This window comes from Allobosea sp. 10L422, assembly GCF_056395345.1.
Window position 1 is genome coordinate 122052 of record NZ_JBFTJI010000001.1, and the last position, 15388, is coordinate 137439.

Sequence of the window (15388 nt, forward strand, 5' to 3'; positions counted from 1 at the left end):
CCGGGTCAAGCCCGGGCATGACGCCAGGATGAAGCGCGTCATGGCCGGGCTTGACCCCACCATCTCCTGCAGAATGGAACTCTGAACATGCTCGAAATCCGCAATCTGGTCGTCAAGATCGCCGACGAGGACAAGCAGATCCTCAATGGCCTCAACCTCACCGTGAATGACGGCGAGGTCGCCGCCATCATGGGGCCGAACGGCTCCGGCAAGTCGACCCTGTCCTATGTCATCGCCGGCAAGGAGGATTATGAGGTTCTCGACGGCGAGATCCTGCTCAACGGCCAGAACGTGCTGGAGATGGAGGCCGATGCCCGCGCCGCTGCCGGCATCTTCCTCGCCTTCCAGTACCCGCTGGAGATCCCCGGCGTCGCCACCATGACCTTCCTGAAGGCGGCGATGAACGCCCAGCGCAAGGCGCGCGGGCAGGACGAGCTGCTGACGCCGGACTTCATCAAGCAGGTGAACGCCGCCGCCGACAAGCTCGGCATCGCCAAGGACATGCTGCGCCGGCCGCTCAATGTCGGCTTCTCCGGTGGTGAGAAGAAGCGCATGGAAATCCTTCAGATGGCTCTGCTTTCGCCGTCGATGTGCATCCTCGACGAGACCGATTCCGGCCTGGACATCGACGCGCTGCGGATCGTCGCCGAGGGCGTCAACGCGCTCCGCGACAAGAGCCGCGGTTTCCTCGTCATCACCCATTATCAGCGCCTGCTCGACCATATCGTGCCGGACACCGTCCACGTCATGTCGCAGGGCAAGATCGTGAGGACCGGCGGCAAGGAGCTGGCGCTGGAGCTCGAGAAGAGCGGCTATGCCTCCTATGGGGAGGCGGCGTAATGGCCATCGTCACCCCGCTGAAGACGGCGGCCGAGCAGACGCTGATCCAGCAATATGCGGACAGCAAGGCTGAGTTGCCGGGCGGCCCGGCCGTGCGCAAGCTGCGCGAGGATGCCTTCGCCGGCTTCGAGGCCAAGGGCCTGCCGCATCGCCGGCTCGAATCCTGGCGCTATACCGACCTCCGCACGCTGCTGCGCGAGGCGCGTCCGCTCGCTGACGGCGCGGTCGCTACCGAGGCGGTCAAGGCGCGGCTGGCCGCGCTGAAGCTCGGCGGCCTGCGCCTCGTGCTGGTCGACGGTGCCTTTGCGCCGGAGCTGTCCACGCTCGACGCGATCCCCGAAGGCGTCTCGGTGCAGTCGCTTGCCGATGCGCTAGTTTCGCCGCGTGAGGACCTGACCGGCATTCTGGCTGGCCCCTCGGTCGGCAATGACGACACCGGCCTGATGCTCAACACGGCGCTGATGCGCGATGGCGTCTTCGTCGAGCTGGCCGATGGCGTCGAGCTCGAGCGGCCCGTCGTGATCGTCTCGCTCGCCTCGGGCGAGGAGGAGCGGGCGGTGTTCCACCGTTCGGTCGTGCTCGCCGGCAAGGGCGCCAAGGGCACCATCGTCGAAGTCAGCGAAGCCGCGGGCTCCGCCGCACAGCAGATCAACGGCGCCATCGTCTTCGAGACCGGCGACAAGAGCGAGATCCAGCATGTCCGCGTGGTGACGCGGCAGTCGGCGGCAAGCGTGCAGGTGCAGAGCCTGCTCGCGACCGTCGGCGCTCATGCCAAGTTCGATTCCTTCGCGTTCGTCGCCAAGGCGGGCACGCTGCGCCAGCAGCATTTCGTCCGCTATGCCGGCGAGCACAGCGAGATCGGCCTGCGCGGCGTCAACCTGCTCCGCGGTTCCGAGCATGCCGATGTCACGCTGATCGTCGACCACGAAGTGCCTCACGGCACCAGCCGCGAATTGTTCAAGACGATCGCGAGCGGCGAGTCGACCGGCGTCTTCCAGGGCAAGGTCATCGTGCGCCAGCATGCGCAGAAGACCGATGGCAGCATGAAGAGCAACGCGCTTCTGCTGAATGACGGCGCATCGATGTTCAACAAGCCGGAGCTCGAGATCTTCGCCGACGACGTGGTCTGCGGCCATGGCGCGACGGTCGCGCAGATCGACGGCGAGCAGCTCTTCTACCTGATGGCGCGCGGCCTGCCGCGGCCGCAGGCCGAGGCGCTGGTGCTGCAGGCCTTCGCCGGCGAGGCGGCCGAATTCATCGCCGACGAGAACGTGCGCGATCTGGTGATGGTCGAGGTCGAATCCTGGCTCAAGGCCCGCGAGGCCGCTTCCGAGGTGAGCACCGTCTGATGCCCTACATCAATCTCCAGATCACCAAGGGCGCGACGCGCGAGCAGAAGGCGCAGATCGTCAAGGAGTTCACCGAGACGCTCGTGAAGGTTCTCGGCAAGAACCCGCAGAACACCCATATTGTGATCCAGGAGATTGAGCGGGAGGATTGGGGGCATGCCGGCGCGCTCGTCGCCGACCGGCAGCCCGGTTCCGGAAAGGCGTGAGGATGAACGCGGTTACCGGCCAGCCCATGCTGAAGCCCTATGACGTCGAGACCATCAGGCGGGATTTCCCGATCCTGTCGCGCGAGGTCTATGGCAAGCCGCTCGTCTATCTCGACAATGCCGCCTCGGCGCAGAAGCCCGAGGTGGTGATCGAGGCGATGACAAAGCTGATGCGCGAGGACTATTCCAATGTTCATCGCGGGCTGCACTATCTCGCGAACGCTTCGACCGAAGCCTATGAGGCAGCTCGCGAAAGTGCCCGTCGCTTCCTCAATGCCAGGCATCTCGAAGAGATCATCTTCACGCGCTCCTCGACCGGGGCACTCAACACGGTCGCATCCTCGCTCGGGCGCCATCTGGACCTCGGCGAAGGCGACGAGATCATCGTCTCGATCCTCGAGCACCATTCCAACATCGTGCCCTGGCATTACTGGCGCGAGCGCCACGGCGCCGTGTTGAAATGGGCACCGATCGACGAGGACGGCAATTTCCTCATCGAGGAATTCGAGAAGCTGATCTCGCCGCGCACGAAGGTGGTGGCGCTGACGCATATGTCGAACGCGACCGGGACCATCGTGCCGATCGCCGAGGTCGCGAAGATCTGCCGGGCGCATGGCATTCCGCTCGTCGTCGACGGCAGCCAGGGCGCGGTTCATCTGCCGGTCGACGTGCAGGCCCTGGGCTGCGACTTCTACGCCTTTACCGGCCACAAGACCTATGGGCCGACTGGTTCCGGCATCCTCTGGGGCCGCAAGGAATGGCTCGACAAGCTGCCGCCCTATGAAGGCGGCGGCGAGATGATCGTCACCGTCACTGAGGATGCGGTGACCTATAACGACCCGCCGCATCGCTTCGAGGCCGGCACGCCGGCGATCGTCGAGGCGGTGGGGCTGGGCGCTGCGCTCGACTACATGATGGCGCTCGGCCGCGAGAACATCGCGGCACATGAGGCCAGGCTCGGCGCCTATGCGATGGAACGTCTCGGTGAGATGAATTCCATCCGCATCTTCGGCAAAGCGAAGGAGAAGGGCGCGATCGTCGCCTTCGAGATGAAGGGCGCCCATGCCCATGACGTCGCGACGGTGATCGACCGCGCTGGTGTCGCAGTTCGCGCCGGCACCCATTGCGCCATGCCGCTTTTGGCACGATATGGGGTGACATCGACCTGCCGCGCCTCCTTCGGCCTCTACAACACGCTGGAAGAGGTCGACAAGCTGGTGGAAGCCCTGCGGAAGGCGGAGAGCCTTTTTGCCTGATAATCGAGGATTTTGAGCCTTGGCCACCTCCGAGCCCATCGCGTTGAAGGAAGACGGCCTGAAGCCGAACGAGCCGCAGGTCGGCTCCGGCACGTCGCTTCCGCCCGAGGAGATCGACCGCCTGACCGACGACATCGTCGCGGCGCTGAAGACGGTCTACGATCCCGAGATCCCGGCTGACATCTACGAGCTCGGCCTGATCTATCGCGTCGACATCGCCGATGACCGCCAGGTCACCATCGACATGACGCTGACCGCGCCGGGCTGCCCCGTCGCCGGCGAGATGCCGGGCTGGGTCGAGAACGCTGTCAGTACCGTGCAGGGCATCGCGGGCGTGACGGTCAACATGACCTTCGACCCGCCCTGGGATCAGTCGCGTATGTCCGACGAGGCGCGCGTCGCCCTCGACATGTGGTGAAAAACGCCGGCTTCATGCCGGCGTGATGGATCGCATTCCATCGCTTCATTGGCATTCCGCGCGCTGCACTGGCAGGAAGGGCTGAAGCATCGGACCGAAGAGTGGAATCCACTTTTCGGAGGACATCGGATGCTTAACAAGGGGCTGGATCGCCACTTCGCGTCCGATAGGATGCCCGGCGATCTGGAGCCTGAGCCGCCTTCCGGAGCCCGCCATGCCCAGCTTTCCCTTTGAGACCGTCGACGTCTTCACCGACCGCCCCTTCGGTGGCAACCAGCTCGCCGTCTTCACCGATGCGCGCGGTCTCTCGGACGCCCAGATGCAGGCGCTGGCGGCGGAGATGAACTACAGCGAGACGACCTTCGTCCTGCCGCCGGACGATCCAGCCAATGACGCCAGGGTCCGGATTTTCACGCGTACGCATGAGATGCCTTTTGCCGGACATCCGAATGTCGGAACGGCTTTCGTGCTCGCGCGCCACGGGCGAGACCGCGGCGGTGTGCTGCGCTTCGAGGAAGTTGCCGGGCTGGTCGAGGTCAAGGTCGCACGCGATTCTTCCGGTGCCGTCACCGGCGCGACGATCGCCGCGCCGCAGCCCCTGACGAAAAGCATCGAGCTTCCGGCCGACGCGATCGCGGCCTGCGCAGGTCTCGCGCCGTCGGATATCGTGGTGACGAACCACCAGCCGCTTCGTGCGTCGGTCGGCGTCTTCTTCGTCCTCGCCGAAGTGACCGTGGAAGCGCTTTCCCGCGCCACGCCGGACCTGAGCCGGTTCCGGGCGGTTCGCGACAGCACGCCCGGGCTGGAGGGGCGCTTCTCGCTGTTCCTCTATGCCCGGGACGGCGTCGCCGATATCCGCGCCCGGATGTTCGCGCCGATCAGCGGCACATGGGAGGATCCCGCTACCGGCAGCGCCAGCGCCACGGTCGCGGCCCTGTTGCTCTCTCTCAATAGCCAGGACGATGCGAGCTTCACGCTGACGCAGGGCGTCGAGATGGGCCGCCCGAGCCTGCTGCACCTGAGCGCGCGCCGCGGCGAGGACGGTATCCGCGCCACCGTCGGCGGCTCCTGCGCACAGATGTTCCGGGGCGAAGCGCTCCTATAGGCCCAGCTCGGCGCGCACCCGCTTCGTCAGCCCGGCGGCGGCGAGGCGGTGGCTCTCGCGCAGATAGTCCTGCAAGGCGTGGTCCGGCATGCTTTCACCGGTGAGCCACTGGATCCACTTCATGCCGCGCGAGGCGAGATAGGGCGCGGGCCTGAGGCCCGGCTGCTCCTTGAGGATGTCGAAGGCCATCGGCGAGCATTTGAAGCTCACGGCCATCTCGCCGTCTTCCTGTTGGCGGGCGATGGCGAAGACCTTCTCGCCGACCTTCCAGACATCGGCGCCGCCCCACTGCACGACATGGCTCGTCGCCGGCAGCGCGGCGCAGAAGGCGTTGTAGGCGTCGGGCGACATCGTGGCCTCAGTAACTCTCGGCGTCGATGCCGTGGCGTGCCGCGGCGGCCTTGATCTGAGACCAGGTCTCGTCGTCGAGCGGGATGCCCGCGGCGCCGCGCTCAGCCCGGACCTTGCGCTCCTTGTCGCCCGGCGCCAGGACCGGATTGGCAGGGTCCTGCGGCTTCGCCGCGCGCACGAAGGCGAGGTAGCTTTCGGTGCGGCTCCTGCGCAGCTCGGCGTCCGGCTCCAGCCGGGCCGGGTCGATGATCACGCCGAAGAGCGAGTTGATGATCCAGGTCTTCTGCGGCTTCTGGTCGATGCGCGCCGCGCCCATCAGCCCGGCCGAGAGCAATTCGGCGATGAGCGAGAGGCCGGCGCCCTTGTGGTCGCCGAAGGGCAGCAGCGCGCCGAGCGGGTGGTCCGGGCTGATGAAGACATGGGCCGGGTCGGTCGTCGGCCGTCCCTCGCCATCGATGATGTAGCCGGGCGGCACCTGCTCGCCCTTGTTGAGGGCGACGCGGGCCTTGCCATGGGCCATGCGGCTCGTCGCGAAATCGAGGATGAGCGGCTCGCCTCCGGGGACGGGAATGCCGATCGCATGCGGATTCGTGCCGAAACGCGCCTCCTTGGCGGCATAGGGCGCGACGATCGGCGGCCGGCCGGCGACATTGACCCAGAAGAACGAGATCAGACCGGCGGCGGCGGCGACCTCGGCATAGTGGCCGATGCGGCCGATATGATGCGAATCGAGCAGATTGACGATGGCGACGCCACCGGCCCTGGCCATCTCGACGGCGCGATCGACGGCCCTGCGCGCATTCGGCTGGCCGAGCGCGACCGCTCCGTCGATGATCAGGAAGGGCGCGGCGTCGACACGGGCCTGTGGTTGCGAATTCGGATCGAGATTGCCGTCCGCCAGCGACTGGAAATAGAGCGGGATCATGCCGACGCCATGGCTGTCATGCCCGCTCAGATTGGCGAGCACGAGATGCTCGGCGGTTTCCTGCGCCTCCGCTTCCGTCCAGCCGGCCTTCACCACCATGTCGTGGACGAGGGCGCGCAGCGATTCGGGGCGATGCAGGCGATGAGGCATGGTTCTTCCGGGAGTTTGGCGGACAGATCGGATGAGGAAGCCAGAGTGCATGCCCCGGCCCGATGCGCAATGCATCTGGCGATGGGCGCGAGGCCGGAGATTGCATGGCTGGCATAGGACCGAAAAGCGGGCCCCACTTTTCGGAGAATCCTGTGCTCGGACAAAGGCCGAGATCGCCACCTTGCGTCCGAAAGGACGCACGGCGATCTCGGCGCGTCCATCTCGACGCGAGCCGCCGCGATCCCTATGTTAGGGCAGCAATCTTGCTTCACCGGGCCTTGAACCCGGTCGAGGAGGGACGAGGAATGTTTTCGATACCGGGCCTCAAGGTCATCTCGCTGACCGACGCCGCGGCTGCCCGCATCCGTGAGATCATGGCGCAGTCCGCCGATGGCGATGCGCCGGCGCTCGGCTTGCGCGTCGGCGTCAAGAAGGGTGGCTGCGCCGGGATGGAGTACACCTTCGAGATCGCGCGGGCGGTCAACAAGGGCGATGACGTCGTGGCTGAGAAGGGCGCGACCGTGGTTGTCGACGCCAAGGCGGTGCTGTTCCTGCTGGGCACCGAGCTCGACTTCAAGACCGACCGCTTCTCCTCAACCTTCGTCTTCAAGAATCCCAATCAGGTTTCGGCCTGTGGCTGCGGCGAGTCGGTCGAGATCAAGCCGCGCAGCGAGAGCGCACTCACGGCTCCCTGAGCGGTGGAAGAGGCCGCGGTCAGGCGGTTCTTTGCGCGCAAACGCAGCATCCTCGGCGGCGTTGGCATCTATGCCGATGACGGGCCGATCGTCGCCTTGCTGCTCGACGGAACGGTCCATCTGAAGACGGCCGCATCGAGATCCCGCTTTTCGAGGGCGCTGGAAGCGAGCCCTTCAGCGATGAGGCCAAGGGCATGCCGCGCCGGACGAGCTATTGGTCGCCGCCGGACGACGCGCGCGAGAGCGGCGAAGCCCTCCCGCGCTGGACCGGGTTCGCTCTGGAGGCGGCCCGTGAGGCCGCCGCCTGAAAGCTCAGGCCACCCGGCTCGTCGTCTCCAGCACGTCCTCGGTGACGGTACGGTTGCGGCCGTCGCGCTTGGCCTGCATCAGCGCCTGATCAGCCCGGTCGACCAGCGAACCTGCGGTGTCGCCGCGTCGATAGGTCGATACGCCGAGCGAGATGGTGATGCGGCCGAGATTTTCGTTGGTCGAGCGCTTGATCAGCTCGCGGGTCAGCAAGGCCTGCCGCACCGTTTCGGCGCCAAATTTGCCGGCGATCAGGTCTGCCTCCGGCAGGATGATCGCGAATTCCTCGCCGCCGAACCGGCTGATGACCGCCTTTTCCTTGAACTTGTCTTTCATGGTGCGGGCGACCAGCCGCAGGACCTGATCGCCGGTGAGATGGCCATGGGCATCGTTGAAGCGCTTGAAGAAGTCGATATCGGCCATCACCAGAGCGAAAGGCTCGCGCCGCAGCGTCGCCTGATCGATCGACTTCTGCAGCATCTCCTCGAAATGGCGGCGATTGGCGAGCCCGGTCAGCGGGTCGGTCAAGGCTTCCGCACGGGTCGATTCCAGCGCCTCGCGGAGGTTGCGGATCTCGTTGGAGCTGTTGCGCAACTCGGCTTCGAGCTGGGCCTTGCGCGTCACCTCTTCGCGGGTCGAGAGCACGAGCGCCTCGACCCATTCGCGCAGCTTCTGCCGGTCGGTCATCGGCGGCACGTCTTCCGACATCGCCGTCAGGCGGCCGTGAAAAAGTTCGCTCGACCCCAGGGCCTTGTCAACCAGCTCCATCATGGCGTCGATCTCGCCGAGGACCTGGAGGCTGGTGCGCTCTGCCTGACGGGAAAAGCGTTCCGTGCTGATGAAGCGCTCGTACAGGCTGTCGATGTCGGCAGCGGTGACATTGCCCTCATTGCCGGCGATGATGGCGTTCATCGCCATGCTGACGGCGGGCATCTCGCCGCTCAGATGCGCGTACCAGACCTCGAAAGCGCGAGGATAGCTGGGCGAGCCGTGGTGCCGCATTGCGGCGACGACGCGCTCGGCGAGATCGTTGGTGCGGGCGGAAACCGAAGCTTCGTCGTCCATGCCTTCGCCATTCCGGTATGAAGCCGGGTCGTGGCTTTCGGCCACGTCAGCTTCGATTGATCCAATCGAAGCGGGACATCCTGTCCGTCTATACGGCGGCATGCGCCCGTCCGCCGCTGCGGTGTTCCCGCAGCAGCGACGACCAACTTAGTCAGACGACGTTAAAATCGGGTTGATGACGCAAGGTTATCCGACGCGGGCCGGGCGGAGCAGAAAGGCCGGCACATGATCGCCCAACCCCTTGACCTGAGGCCCTTCATCGTCGTCGCGCGAGCGGGAATTCCGGCCGCGGCGCGCGCTGTCCTGCTCGCGATGAGCGACCGGCGCAGCCGCAACCTCGGCATCCGGCCTGACGGGCTGGCGGCGGCCGGCATTGCGCGGGCTGTCCTCGGCCTTCTCGGCCGCTTGAGGGCGGGGGGCCGGTTCGGTGGCAGCGCGTGGCCCGCGTTCCGGCCGCCCGCGTCCGCGCGCTGGGCGCTTGTCGTCGCGGCGACCGCGCCGTTCCTCGCGCGGCTCGCCGGGAGGCAGGTCGGCGACGCTGCCGCCTTCGAAGGCGATCGTCTGGCCGGTCAGCTTCTCGATCGCCGCGACGAGCTTGTCGTCATGGCGCGTGACGATGGTGAAGGAGGCGCCTTCGCGCCCGGCGCGGCCGGTACGGCCGATGCGATGGACATAGTCCTCGGCATGGGTCGGCACGTCGAAATTGAAGACGTGGCTAACGGCCGGGATGTCGAGGCCGCGCGCGGCGACGTCGCTGGCGACGAGGATCGGATTCTCGCCGGTGCGGAAGGATTCCAGTGCCGCCATGCGGGCGTACTGGTCCATATCGCCATGCAGGGCGACCGCCGGGAAGCCGTGGCGCAACAGCGATTTGTGCAGCGTGGCGACGTCGCGCTTGCGGTTGCAGAAGACGATCGCATTCTGCAGGTCGGTCGCGCCCTTGATGAGACGGCGCAGCGTCTCGCGCTTCTCGAAGTCCTGCGAATTGGAGGCGATCAGGCGCTGGGTGATCGTCGTTGCCGCCGTTGCCGGGCGCGAAACCTCGACACGGACCGGATTATGCAGGAACTGCTCGGAGATGCGGGTGATCTCGGGCGGCATCGTCGCGGTGAAGAACAAGGTCTGCCGCGTGAAGGGAACAAGTTTGCAGATCCGCTCGATGTCCGGGATAAAGCCCATGTCGAGCATGCGGTCGGCTTCGTCGATGACGAGAAGCTCGACGCCGGTCAGCAGGAGCTTGCCGCGCTCGACATGGTCGAGCAGGCGGCCGGGCGTCGCGATCAGTACATCGACGCCGCGGGTGATCTTGGCATCCTGATCGCCGAAGGAGACGCCGCCGATCAGCAGCGCCACCGAAAGCTTCTGGTTGACGCCGTAGCGGACGAAGTTCTCCTCGACCTGCGCGGCGAGTTCGCGCGTCGGTTCGAGGATCAGCGTGCGCGGCATCCGGGCGCGGGCGCGCCCGTTCTCCAGGATGGTGAGCATCGGCAGCGTGAAGGCTGCGGTCTTGCCCGTACCCGTTTGGGCGATGCCCAGAACGTCCTTGCGGGCAAGAACATGCGGAATGGCCTGGGCCTGGATGGGGGTCGGCGTGCTATAGCCTGCGGCCGTGACAGCCGTCAGGACCTTTTCGCTCAAGCCGAGTTCGGCAAATGACATCGCGTATGGCGCTTCTTCAGGGTCGGTGAAACGCGGTGGGACGACCTGCTCGACCACCGCGTTGGCGCGACAACACTTCCTGCGCGCCTTCGGACCCGTGTGGAATGCAAAGAAAACGCGGCAAAGTCAATCATCTAACCTTGAAGGGACTGCTTTGGCCTCATGAAGGAACCGCTTGTCCTCGTTCCCGGGCTGAGCGCCAACGCCGCGCTCTATGCTCAGCAATGGCCCGCGCTTGCCGATGGTCGCCCGATCCTGGTCGCCGAGCACAGTCTGGACGACGCGCTTTCAGGCATCGCGCAGCGCCTACTGGCGGCAGCGCCGCCCCGCTTCGCGCTCTGCGGGCTGTCGATGGGCGGCTATGTCGCTTTCGAGGTCTTGCGACAGGCCCCGGAGCGCGTGTCGCGCCTTGCCTTGCTCGGCACCACCGCCAAGCCGGCAACGCCTGAAACCAACGTTCCGCGCGAACAGATGATCTCATTGGCGGAGAAGGGCGCCTTCGACAACGTTACGACCCTGCTCTGGCAGAAGCTCGTGGCGCCGGCGCGGCTCGCCGACGAGCCGCTGCGGCTCCTCGTGCGGCAGATGGCGGAGGATGTCGGGGCGGGCGGTTTCATTCGCCAGCAGCGGGCGATCATGCTGCGGCCGGACTCGCGGCCGACGCTGGCCGGCTCGACCTGCCCGGTGCTGGTTCTCGTTGGCGAGGAGGATGAGATCACGCCGCTCTCCGAGGCCCGTGAAATGGCCGCATTGGTCGGCGGGCGCGGGCGACTGGCCGTGATCCCGGGCAGTGGCCACCTCTCGACGCTGGAGGCGCCCGATAGGGTCACCGCGGAGCTGCTGCGCTGGCTCGATTGAGCTCAGCGGGGCAGGGCGCAGGGATCGAGCCGGGTGTCGCCGGCCGCCTTCGTGATCGAGCCCGTGGTCAGCGGATCGACCGGCTGGCGCTTGGAGGCGGCGAGACTGACGGCCGCCATGCGCTCCCTGTCCAGCGGCTCGATGCGGCTCGACATGAAGTTGGCGGCGATCACCGACAGGAAGGCGATGGCCGCGCCGGCCTTGGCGACATCGGCGACCACCGTGCCGCGGTCGTTCTTCCAGAACAGTTCGATCAGGCGCATGGCGCACTCTCCGCGTCTCGTGACCTCACGAGAACCGCAGACGACCTTACGGAAGAGCCGTAAAAGCTTGGTTAGCCGGTTCTTGCCGGGAACCGCTCGATTTGCGTGCTTCTCACCGGCTTGATCGCATCGCCCGCCAGGAGCGATCGCTGCTCGCGGAAGAGCTTGCGCAGCGCGCCGAGGACGGCGACGACGCCGGGCCGGCTGCGCGAGATCTCATGCGAGACCAGATAGATGTCGTCGCCGGTCCGCTCCGGCGGCGGCTCCAGCCGGCGCAGTGTCGAATCCGCATCGCCCATGAAGCAGGGCGCCATCGACAGGGCGCCGGCGGAACGGATGCTTTCGTAGCGCGCCGCCGAGTCGCCGACGCGCGCTGCGATCGGCCGGCCCGCGGCATAGGTCATGATGTAGTCGTCTATCCGGGACGAAGTCTCGCGGTTGACCGAGATGATCGGGGCCGTGGCGGGATCGATGTCCTGCCGGATATAGAGTGCCTGCATCAATCGGCCGAGCTTCTGGGCGTAGTGGCCCGGCTCGGTCGGCGGCTTGCTCATGCGCAGCGCGATATCGGCCTCGCCGCGGGCAAGGTCGAGCCTGCCGCGCGTGCTGATGATGACGATCTCGACGCCGCCGGCCGCGGCCGAGATCGCGGTCGCATGCATGGTCAGGAGGAGGCTGATCGACGTCGTCGCGGTCACGCGCACCGGAGCATTGGCGAGCGGTTTCGCAGCCTCTGCGCGGATCGCGAAGCGGCGGGCGGCAGCCTCGATCTCGCCGGCCTCAGCAGCAAGCCCCTGTCCGATCGCCGTCGGGGCGAGGTGATTGGCCTCGCGCGTGAAAAGCTGAAGGCCGAGGTCGCGTTCGAGCGCCTTGAGCCGGCGCGCGACGGTGGCTTCGCTCAGCCCGAGCTGCGCCGCCGCCACGGCCATCGACCCGCCGACGGCGATGGCGTGAAAGATCCGGATATCGTCCCAGGAGGCGCTCCCGGCGGCTGCCGCCAGATCGCCGTCGCGTCGAGATGGAGGTGGAGAAGGCTCGGCCATAGGGTCAGCGGCCAGTCGCCCGGCGCGGTCCGGTGCTTGCGGTCATGGCATTCGGTAGGGTGAGGCGGGTTCGGCATGCGCGAACCCTGCCTGCAACGGCCGCGTGGGGCAGCCCGGCGGCCGTGAAGCCCAGCCCCCCAGAGTTGCTGGGCTCGCTCCTCACAGGTCGATCAGCTCCCCGGCGAAGGCAGCGCGTTCCTGGATGAAGGTGAAGCGAGCTTCCGGCTTGTTGCCCATCAGCCGCTCGACTGTATCGGATGTTTCTTCCTTCGCCTCGTGGTCCACCATGACCTTGAGCAGGATGCGCTTGCTCGGATCCATGGTGGTTTCCTTGAGCTGGGCCGGCATCATCTCGCCGAGGCCCTTGAATCGCGAGATCTCCGGCTTCTTGCCCTTGAACGCCGTCTCAAGCAGCTCGTCCTTATGAGCATCGTTGCGGGCATAGATGCTCTTGCCGCCATGCTGGAGCCGGTAGAGCGGCGGGACGGCGAGGTAGAGATGGCCCTTCTCGATCAGGCGCGGCATCTGGCGCCAGAAGAAGGTGACGAGCAGCGAGGCGATATGGGCGCCGTCGACATCCGCATCCGTCATCACGATGACCTTCTCGTAGCGAAGATCGTCCTCGCGGAATTGCGCGCCGATACCGCATCCCAGCGCCAGGATCAGGTCGGCGAGTTGCTGGTTTGCGTGAAGCTTCTCGCGCGTCGCATTGGCAACGTTGAGGATTTTGCCGCGCAGCGGCAGGATCGCCTGGTTGGAACGGTTGCGCGCCTGCTTGGCGGAGCCGCCGGCCGAGTCGCCCTCGACGATGAAGAGTTCGGAACCAGCCGCGCCGGCATTGGAGCAGTCGGCGAGCTTGCCGGGCAGGCGCAGCTTGCGCGTAGCGGTCTTGCGCGAGACCTCTTTTTCGAGGCGCCGGCGCAGCCGCTCCTCGGCGCGGTCCACCGACCAGTCCAGCAGGCGCAGCGCCTGCTGCGGCGCGGCCGCAAGCCAGTGGTCGAAAGCGTCGCGAACGGCGCCCTCTACGATGCGGGAGGCTTCGAGTGTCGCCAGCTTGTCCTTGGTCTGGCCCTGGAATTCCGGCTCGCGGATGAAGACCGAAAGCATGGCCGCGCAGGTTGCCATCACGTCGTCGGAGGTGACCTGCGCCATGCGCTTGGACTGGCCGATGCGCTCGGCATGGTCCCGCAGTCCGCGCAGCAGGGCGATGCGCAGGCCCTGCTCATGAGTGCCGCCTTCGGGCGTCGGGATCGTGTTGCAATAGGAGGAGGAGAAGCCGTCCTCGCCGGTCGCGAGCCAGGCCACCGCCCATTCAAGCGAGCCGTGGCCGCCTTCCTTGGTGATCTTGCCGGAGAAAATCGGCTCGGCGACGAGGTCCTTGCCCTCGATCTCGCGGCCGAGATAGTCGCGCAGGCCCCCGGGGAAACGGAACACGGCCTCCGCCGCGACATCGCCTTCCGGCTTCAGCAGCGACGGCGCGCAGGTCCAGCGGATCTCGACGCCACCGAAGAGATAGGCTTTGGAACGCGCCATGCGGAACAGGCGAGCCGGCGAGAAATGCGCGCCCTCGCCGAAGATCTGAGGATCGGGATGGAAGCGCACCTTGGTGCCGCGCCGGTTGGCGACGGCGCCGACCGTCTCCAGCGGCCCCTGCGGCAGGCCACGCGAGAAGATCTGGCGGTAGAGCGTCTTGCCGCGCGCGACCTCGACCTCGAGCCGGTCGGACAGGGCATTGACGACGGAGACGCCGACGCCGTGCAGGCCGCCCGACGTCTCATAGGCCTTGGAATCGAATTTTCCGCCGGCATGCAGTATCGTCATGATGACTTCGAGCGCGGACTTGCCCGGGAATTTCGGATGGGGATCGACCGGAATGCCGCGGCCATTGTCCGTCACCGCGATGGAGCCGTCCTCGAACAGCTCGACATCGATGAAGGTGGCGTGTCCCGCCACCGCCTCGTCCATGGCGTTGTCGATCACCTCGGCGAAGAGGTGGTGCAGGGCGCGCTCATCGGTGCCGCCGATATACATGCCGGGCCGGCGCCGGACGGGCTCCAGCCCCTCGAGCACTTCGATTGCGGAAGCGTCATAGCCGGTCTCGGAAAGAGTGCCGTTGCGCGCGCCGTTTCCTGCGGGCGCGGGCGCCTTCGGAGCCGCGGCCGGCGAGCGCGCTTCCGGCTTGGGATCAGCCGCGCGAGGCCGCTCCGGCTCCCCGCCGAAAAGATCGCCGTTCTCGTCCATCACTGCCTAACGTTTCCTGATTCGTTCCGTCCAATTCTAGTGCATGAAGGACGGATTTTGCGATGTGCTTGTTTCATCCGGAGTCCGATCCGGCTCGGTAGCGGCGTCGGGCGTCGCGCCTCGTCGCTCCGCTTATAGACAGGTCCCCGAGACATCGGAACTCTCTCGTTGGAACGGTGCACCGGTCGTCATCGGCATGTGACGTTGCCCTGGCACAAGGGGCATCGGAACCGGCGCGTTCAGTCTGCGTTAACCATCGCCGTCGAGGATCGGAAACAGATCGGGCCTATGCGGACAGCCGCAATGAGCTATGATCGGGGCAGGGGGAAGAAATGGCCGTGGTGTCGCGTCGCTCAGTGCCGGTTACGGGAATCGCAGGGCTGCAGCGTGCCGCGCGGCTTGCGGGTGAGAGCTTCGGGCATGAGGACGTCATCGGCGCGCCGCTGACCCAGGCCGAAAGCCATGCGGGCCGCTGGTTGTGGTGGCTCGCGGCGATTGCTGCATCGGCCGGCCTGACGGCCCTTCATTTCTACTGATCCTTCAGGCAGACAGCGCGGAAGTATCAACCTTTTTGCCCTAAGGCCTTTGGCCGGAGGGTAGAATTTCCATGGCTTCCGGTATCGGTTTCGGCGGGACTCAAGATGGCTCCGCCGCGCGC

General features: G+C 66.4%; 16 protein-coding genes. 9 read left to right on the top strand and 7 right to left on the bottom strand.

Annotation, left to right across the window (positions count from 1 at the left end; all coding sequences use genetic code 11):
- Positions 1 to 87 precede the first annotated feature (87 nt).
- The 6 genes from sufC to AC1DEZ_RS00605 all read left to right on the top strand — a co-directional run bounded on the left by sufC (position 88) and on the right by AC1DEZ_RS00605 (position 5174).
- Positions 88 to 840 carry a Fe-S cluster assembly ATPase SufC gene (sufC, locus tag AC1DEZ_RS00580; RefSeq protein WP_441513441.1) on the top strand — a complete coding sequence of 251 codons (753 nt, stop codon included), beginning with the start codon at positions 88 to 90 and terminating at the stop codon, positions 838 to 840.
- Entirely contained in the window at positions 840 to 2189 is a 1350-nt protein-coding gene (gene sufD, locus AC1DEZ_RS00585; RefSeq protein ID WP_476778204.1) for a Fe-S cluster assembly protein SufD, read from the top strand. Before sufC ends, sufD begins: the two co-directional genes overlap by 1 nt.
- Entirely contained in the window at positions 2189 to 2395 is a 207-nt protein-coding gene (locus tag AC1DEZ_RS00590) for a tautomerase family protein (RefSeq protein ID WP_400506761.1), read from the top strand. Before sufD ends, AC1DEZ_RS00590 begins: the two co-directional genes overlap by 1 nt.
- A 2-nt stretch (positions 2396 to 2397) precedes the next feature.
- Positions 2398 to 3651: an aminotransferase class V-fold PLP-dependent enzyme gene (locus AC1DEZ_RS00595; protein WP_476778205.1), complete on the top strand. Its 1254-nt coding sequence runs from the start codon at positions 2398 to 2400 to the stop codon at positions 3649 to 3651.
- A gap of 58 nt (positions 3652 to 3709) precedes the next feature.
- Entirely contained in the window at positions 3710 to 4069 is a 360-nt protein-coding gene (locus AC1DEZ_RS00600; protein WP_441471087.1) for an SUF system Fe-S cluster assembly protein, read from the top strand.
- A 214-nt stretch (positions 4070 to 4283) separates the two neighbouring features.
- Positions 4284 to 5174, top strand: a complete 891-nt coding sequence (locus AC1DEZ_RS00605; RefSeq protein ID WP_476778206.1) for a PhzF family phenazine biosynthesis protein — start codon at positions 4284 to 4286, stop codon at positions 5172 to 5174.
- Here AC1DEZ_RS00605 and AC1DEZ_RS00610 read toward each other — a convergent pair.
- Positions 5169 to 5525 carry an MmcQ/YjbR family DNA-binding protein gene (locus AC1DEZ_RS00610; protein WP_476778207.1) on the bottom strand — a complete coding sequence of 119 codons (357 nt, stop codon included), beginning with the start codon at positions 5523 to 5525 and terminating at the stop codon, positions 5169 to 5171. The genes AC1DEZ_RS00605 and AC1DEZ_RS00610 overlap by 6 nt on opposite strands.
- Positions 5526 to 5532: 7 nt before the next feature.
- On the bottom strand, positions 5533 to 6600 hold the full coding sequence (locus AC1DEZ_RS00615; protein WP_476778208.1) for a malate/lactate/ureidoglycolate dehydrogenase: 1068 nt from the start codon (positions 6598 to 6600) through the stop codon (positions 5533 to 5535).
- 305 nt (positions 6601 to 6905) lie between these two features.
- On the opposite strand from AC1DEZ_RS00615, the gene AC1DEZ_RS00620 reads away from it, so the two are divergent.
- Complete coding sequence (locus AC1DEZ_RS00620; RefSeq protein WP_476778209.1) at positions 6906 to 7295, top strand: HesB/IscA family protein; 390 nt, start codon at positions 6906 to 6908, stop codon at positions 7293 to 7295.
- Positions 7296 to 7607: 312 nt separating this feature from the next.
- On the opposite strand, the gene AC1DEZ_RS00625 is transcribed toward AC1DEZ_RS00620, so the two are convergent.
- Both AC1DEZ_RS00625 and AC1DEZ_RS00630 read right to left on the bottom strand, forming a co-directional pair.
- The gene (locus tag AC1DEZ_RS00625; protein WP_441513434.1) at positions 7608 to 8666 is read right to left on the bottom strand and encodes a GGDEF domain-containing protein; all 1059 of its coding nucleotides are present in this window, start codon (positions 8664 to 8666) and stop codon (positions 7608 to 7610) included.
- Positions 8667 to 8852: 186 nt separating this feature from the next.
- On the bottom strand, positions 8853 to 10325 hold the full coding sequence (locus AC1DEZ_RS00630) for a DEAD/DEAH box helicase (RefSeq protein ID WP_476778210.1): 1473 nt from the start codon (positions 10323 to 10325) through the stop codon (positions 8853 to 8855).
- Between the two features lie 162 nt (positions 10326 to 10487).
- Between AC1DEZ_RS00630 and AC1DEZ_RS00635 the strand changes: the two genes are divergently transcribed.
- Positions 10488 to 11183 carry an alpha/beta fold hydrolase gene (locus tag AC1DEZ_RS00635; protein ID WP_476778211.1) on the top strand — a complete coding sequence of 232 codons (696 nt, stop codon included), beginning with the start codon at positions 10488 to 10490 and terminating at the stop codon, positions 11181 to 11183.
- A gap of 2 nt (positions 11184 to 11185) precedes the next feature.
- Here the strand turns inward: AC1DEZ_RS00635 and AC1DEZ_RS00640 are convergent, their stop codons facing one another.
- From AC1DEZ_RS00640 to parE, 3 genes are all read right to left on the bottom strand, one after another.
- Positions 11186 to 11446: a hypothetical protein gene (locus tag AC1DEZ_RS00640; RefSeq protein WP_441513431.1), complete on the bottom strand. Its 261-nt coding sequence runs from the start codon at positions 11444 to 11446 to the stop codon at positions 11186 to 11188.
- Positions 11447 to 11517: 71 nt separating this feature from the next.
- Positions 11518 to 12489, bottom strand: a complete 972-nt coding sequence (locus AC1DEZ_RS00645) for a LysR family transcriptional regulator (protein ID WP_476778212.1) — start codon at positions 12487 to 12489, stop codon at positions 11518 to 11520.
- 159 nt (positions 12490 to 12648) lie between these two features.
- A complete protein-coding gene (parE, locus tag AC1DEZ_RS00650; RefSeq protein WP_476778757.1) occupies positions 12649 to 14730 on the bottom strand; it encodes a DNA topoisomerase IV subunit B in 2082 nt (693 codons plus the stop codon).
- A 332-nt stretch (positions 14731 to 15062) separates the two neighbouring features.
- Between parE and AC1DEZ_RS00655 the strand changes: the two genes are divergently transcribed.
- Entirely contained in the window at positions 15063 to 15266 is a 204-nt protein-coding gene (locus AC1DEZ_RS00655) for a hypothetical protein (protein ID WP_441513429.1), read from the top strand.
- The last annotated feature ends 122 nt before the right edge of the window (positions 15267 to 15388 follow it).

Coding starts and splice junctions, on each gene's coding strand:
- sufC (WP_441513441.1), top strand. CDS start 88: ATGCTCGAAATCCGCAATCTGGTCGTCAAGATCGCCGACGAGGACAAG.
- sufD (WP_476778204.1), top strand. CDS start 840: ATGGCCATCGTCACCCCGCTGAAGACGGCGGCCGAGCAGACGCTGATC.
- AC1DEZ_RS00590 (WP_400506761.1), top strand. CDS start 2,189: ATGCCCTACATCAATCTCCAGATCACCAAGGGCGCGACGCGCGAGCAG.
- AC1DEZ_RS00595 (WP_476778205.1), top strand. CDS start 2,398: ATGAACGCGGTTACCGGCCAGCCCATGCTGAAGCCCTATGACGTCGAG.
- AC1DEZ_RS00605 (WP_476778206.1), top strand. CDS start 4,284: ATGCCCAGCTTTCCCTTTGAGACCGTCGACGTCTTCACCGACCGCCCC.
- AC1DEZ_RS00610 (WP_476778207.1), bottom strand. CDS start 5,525: ATGTCGCCCGACGCCTACAACGCCTTCTGCGCCGCGCTGCCGGCGACG.
- AC1DEZ_RS00615 (WP_476778208.1), bottom strand. CDS start 6,600: ATGCCTCATCGCCTGCATCGCCCCGAATCGCTGCGCGCCCTCGTCCAC.
- AC1DEZ_RS00620 (WP_476778209.1), top strand. CDS start 6,906: ATGTTTTCGATACCGGGCCTCAAGGTCATCTCGCTGACCGACGCCGCG.
- AC1DEZ_RS00625 (WP_441513434.1), bottom strand. CDS start 8,666: ATGGACGACGAAGCTTCGGTTTCCGCCCGCACCAACGATCTCGCCGAG.
- AC1DEZ_RS00630 (WP_476778210.1), bottom strand. CDS start 10,325: ATGTCATTTGCCGAACTCGGCTTGAGCGAAAAGGTCCTGACGGCTGTC.
- AC1DEZ_RS00635 (WP_476778211.1), top strand. CDS start 10,488: ATGAAGGAACCGCTTGTCCTCGTTCCCGGGCTGAGCGCCAACGCCGCG.
- AC1DEZ_RS00640 (WP_441513431.1), bottom strand. CDS start 11,446: ATGCGCCTGATCGAACTGTTCTGGAAGAACGACCGCGGCACGGTGGTC.
- AC1DEZ_RS00645 (WP_476778212.1), bottom strand. CDS start 12,489: ATGGCCGAGCCTTCTCCACCTCCATCTCGACGCGACGGCGATCTGGCG.
- parE (WP_476778757.1), bottom strand. CDS start 14,730: ATGGACGAGAACGGCGATCTTTTCGGCGGGGAGCCGGAGCGGCCTCGC.
- AC1DEZ_RS00655 (WP_441513429.1), top strand. CDS start 15,063: ATGGCCGTGGTGTCGCGTCGCTCAGTGCCGGTTACGGGAATCGCAGGG.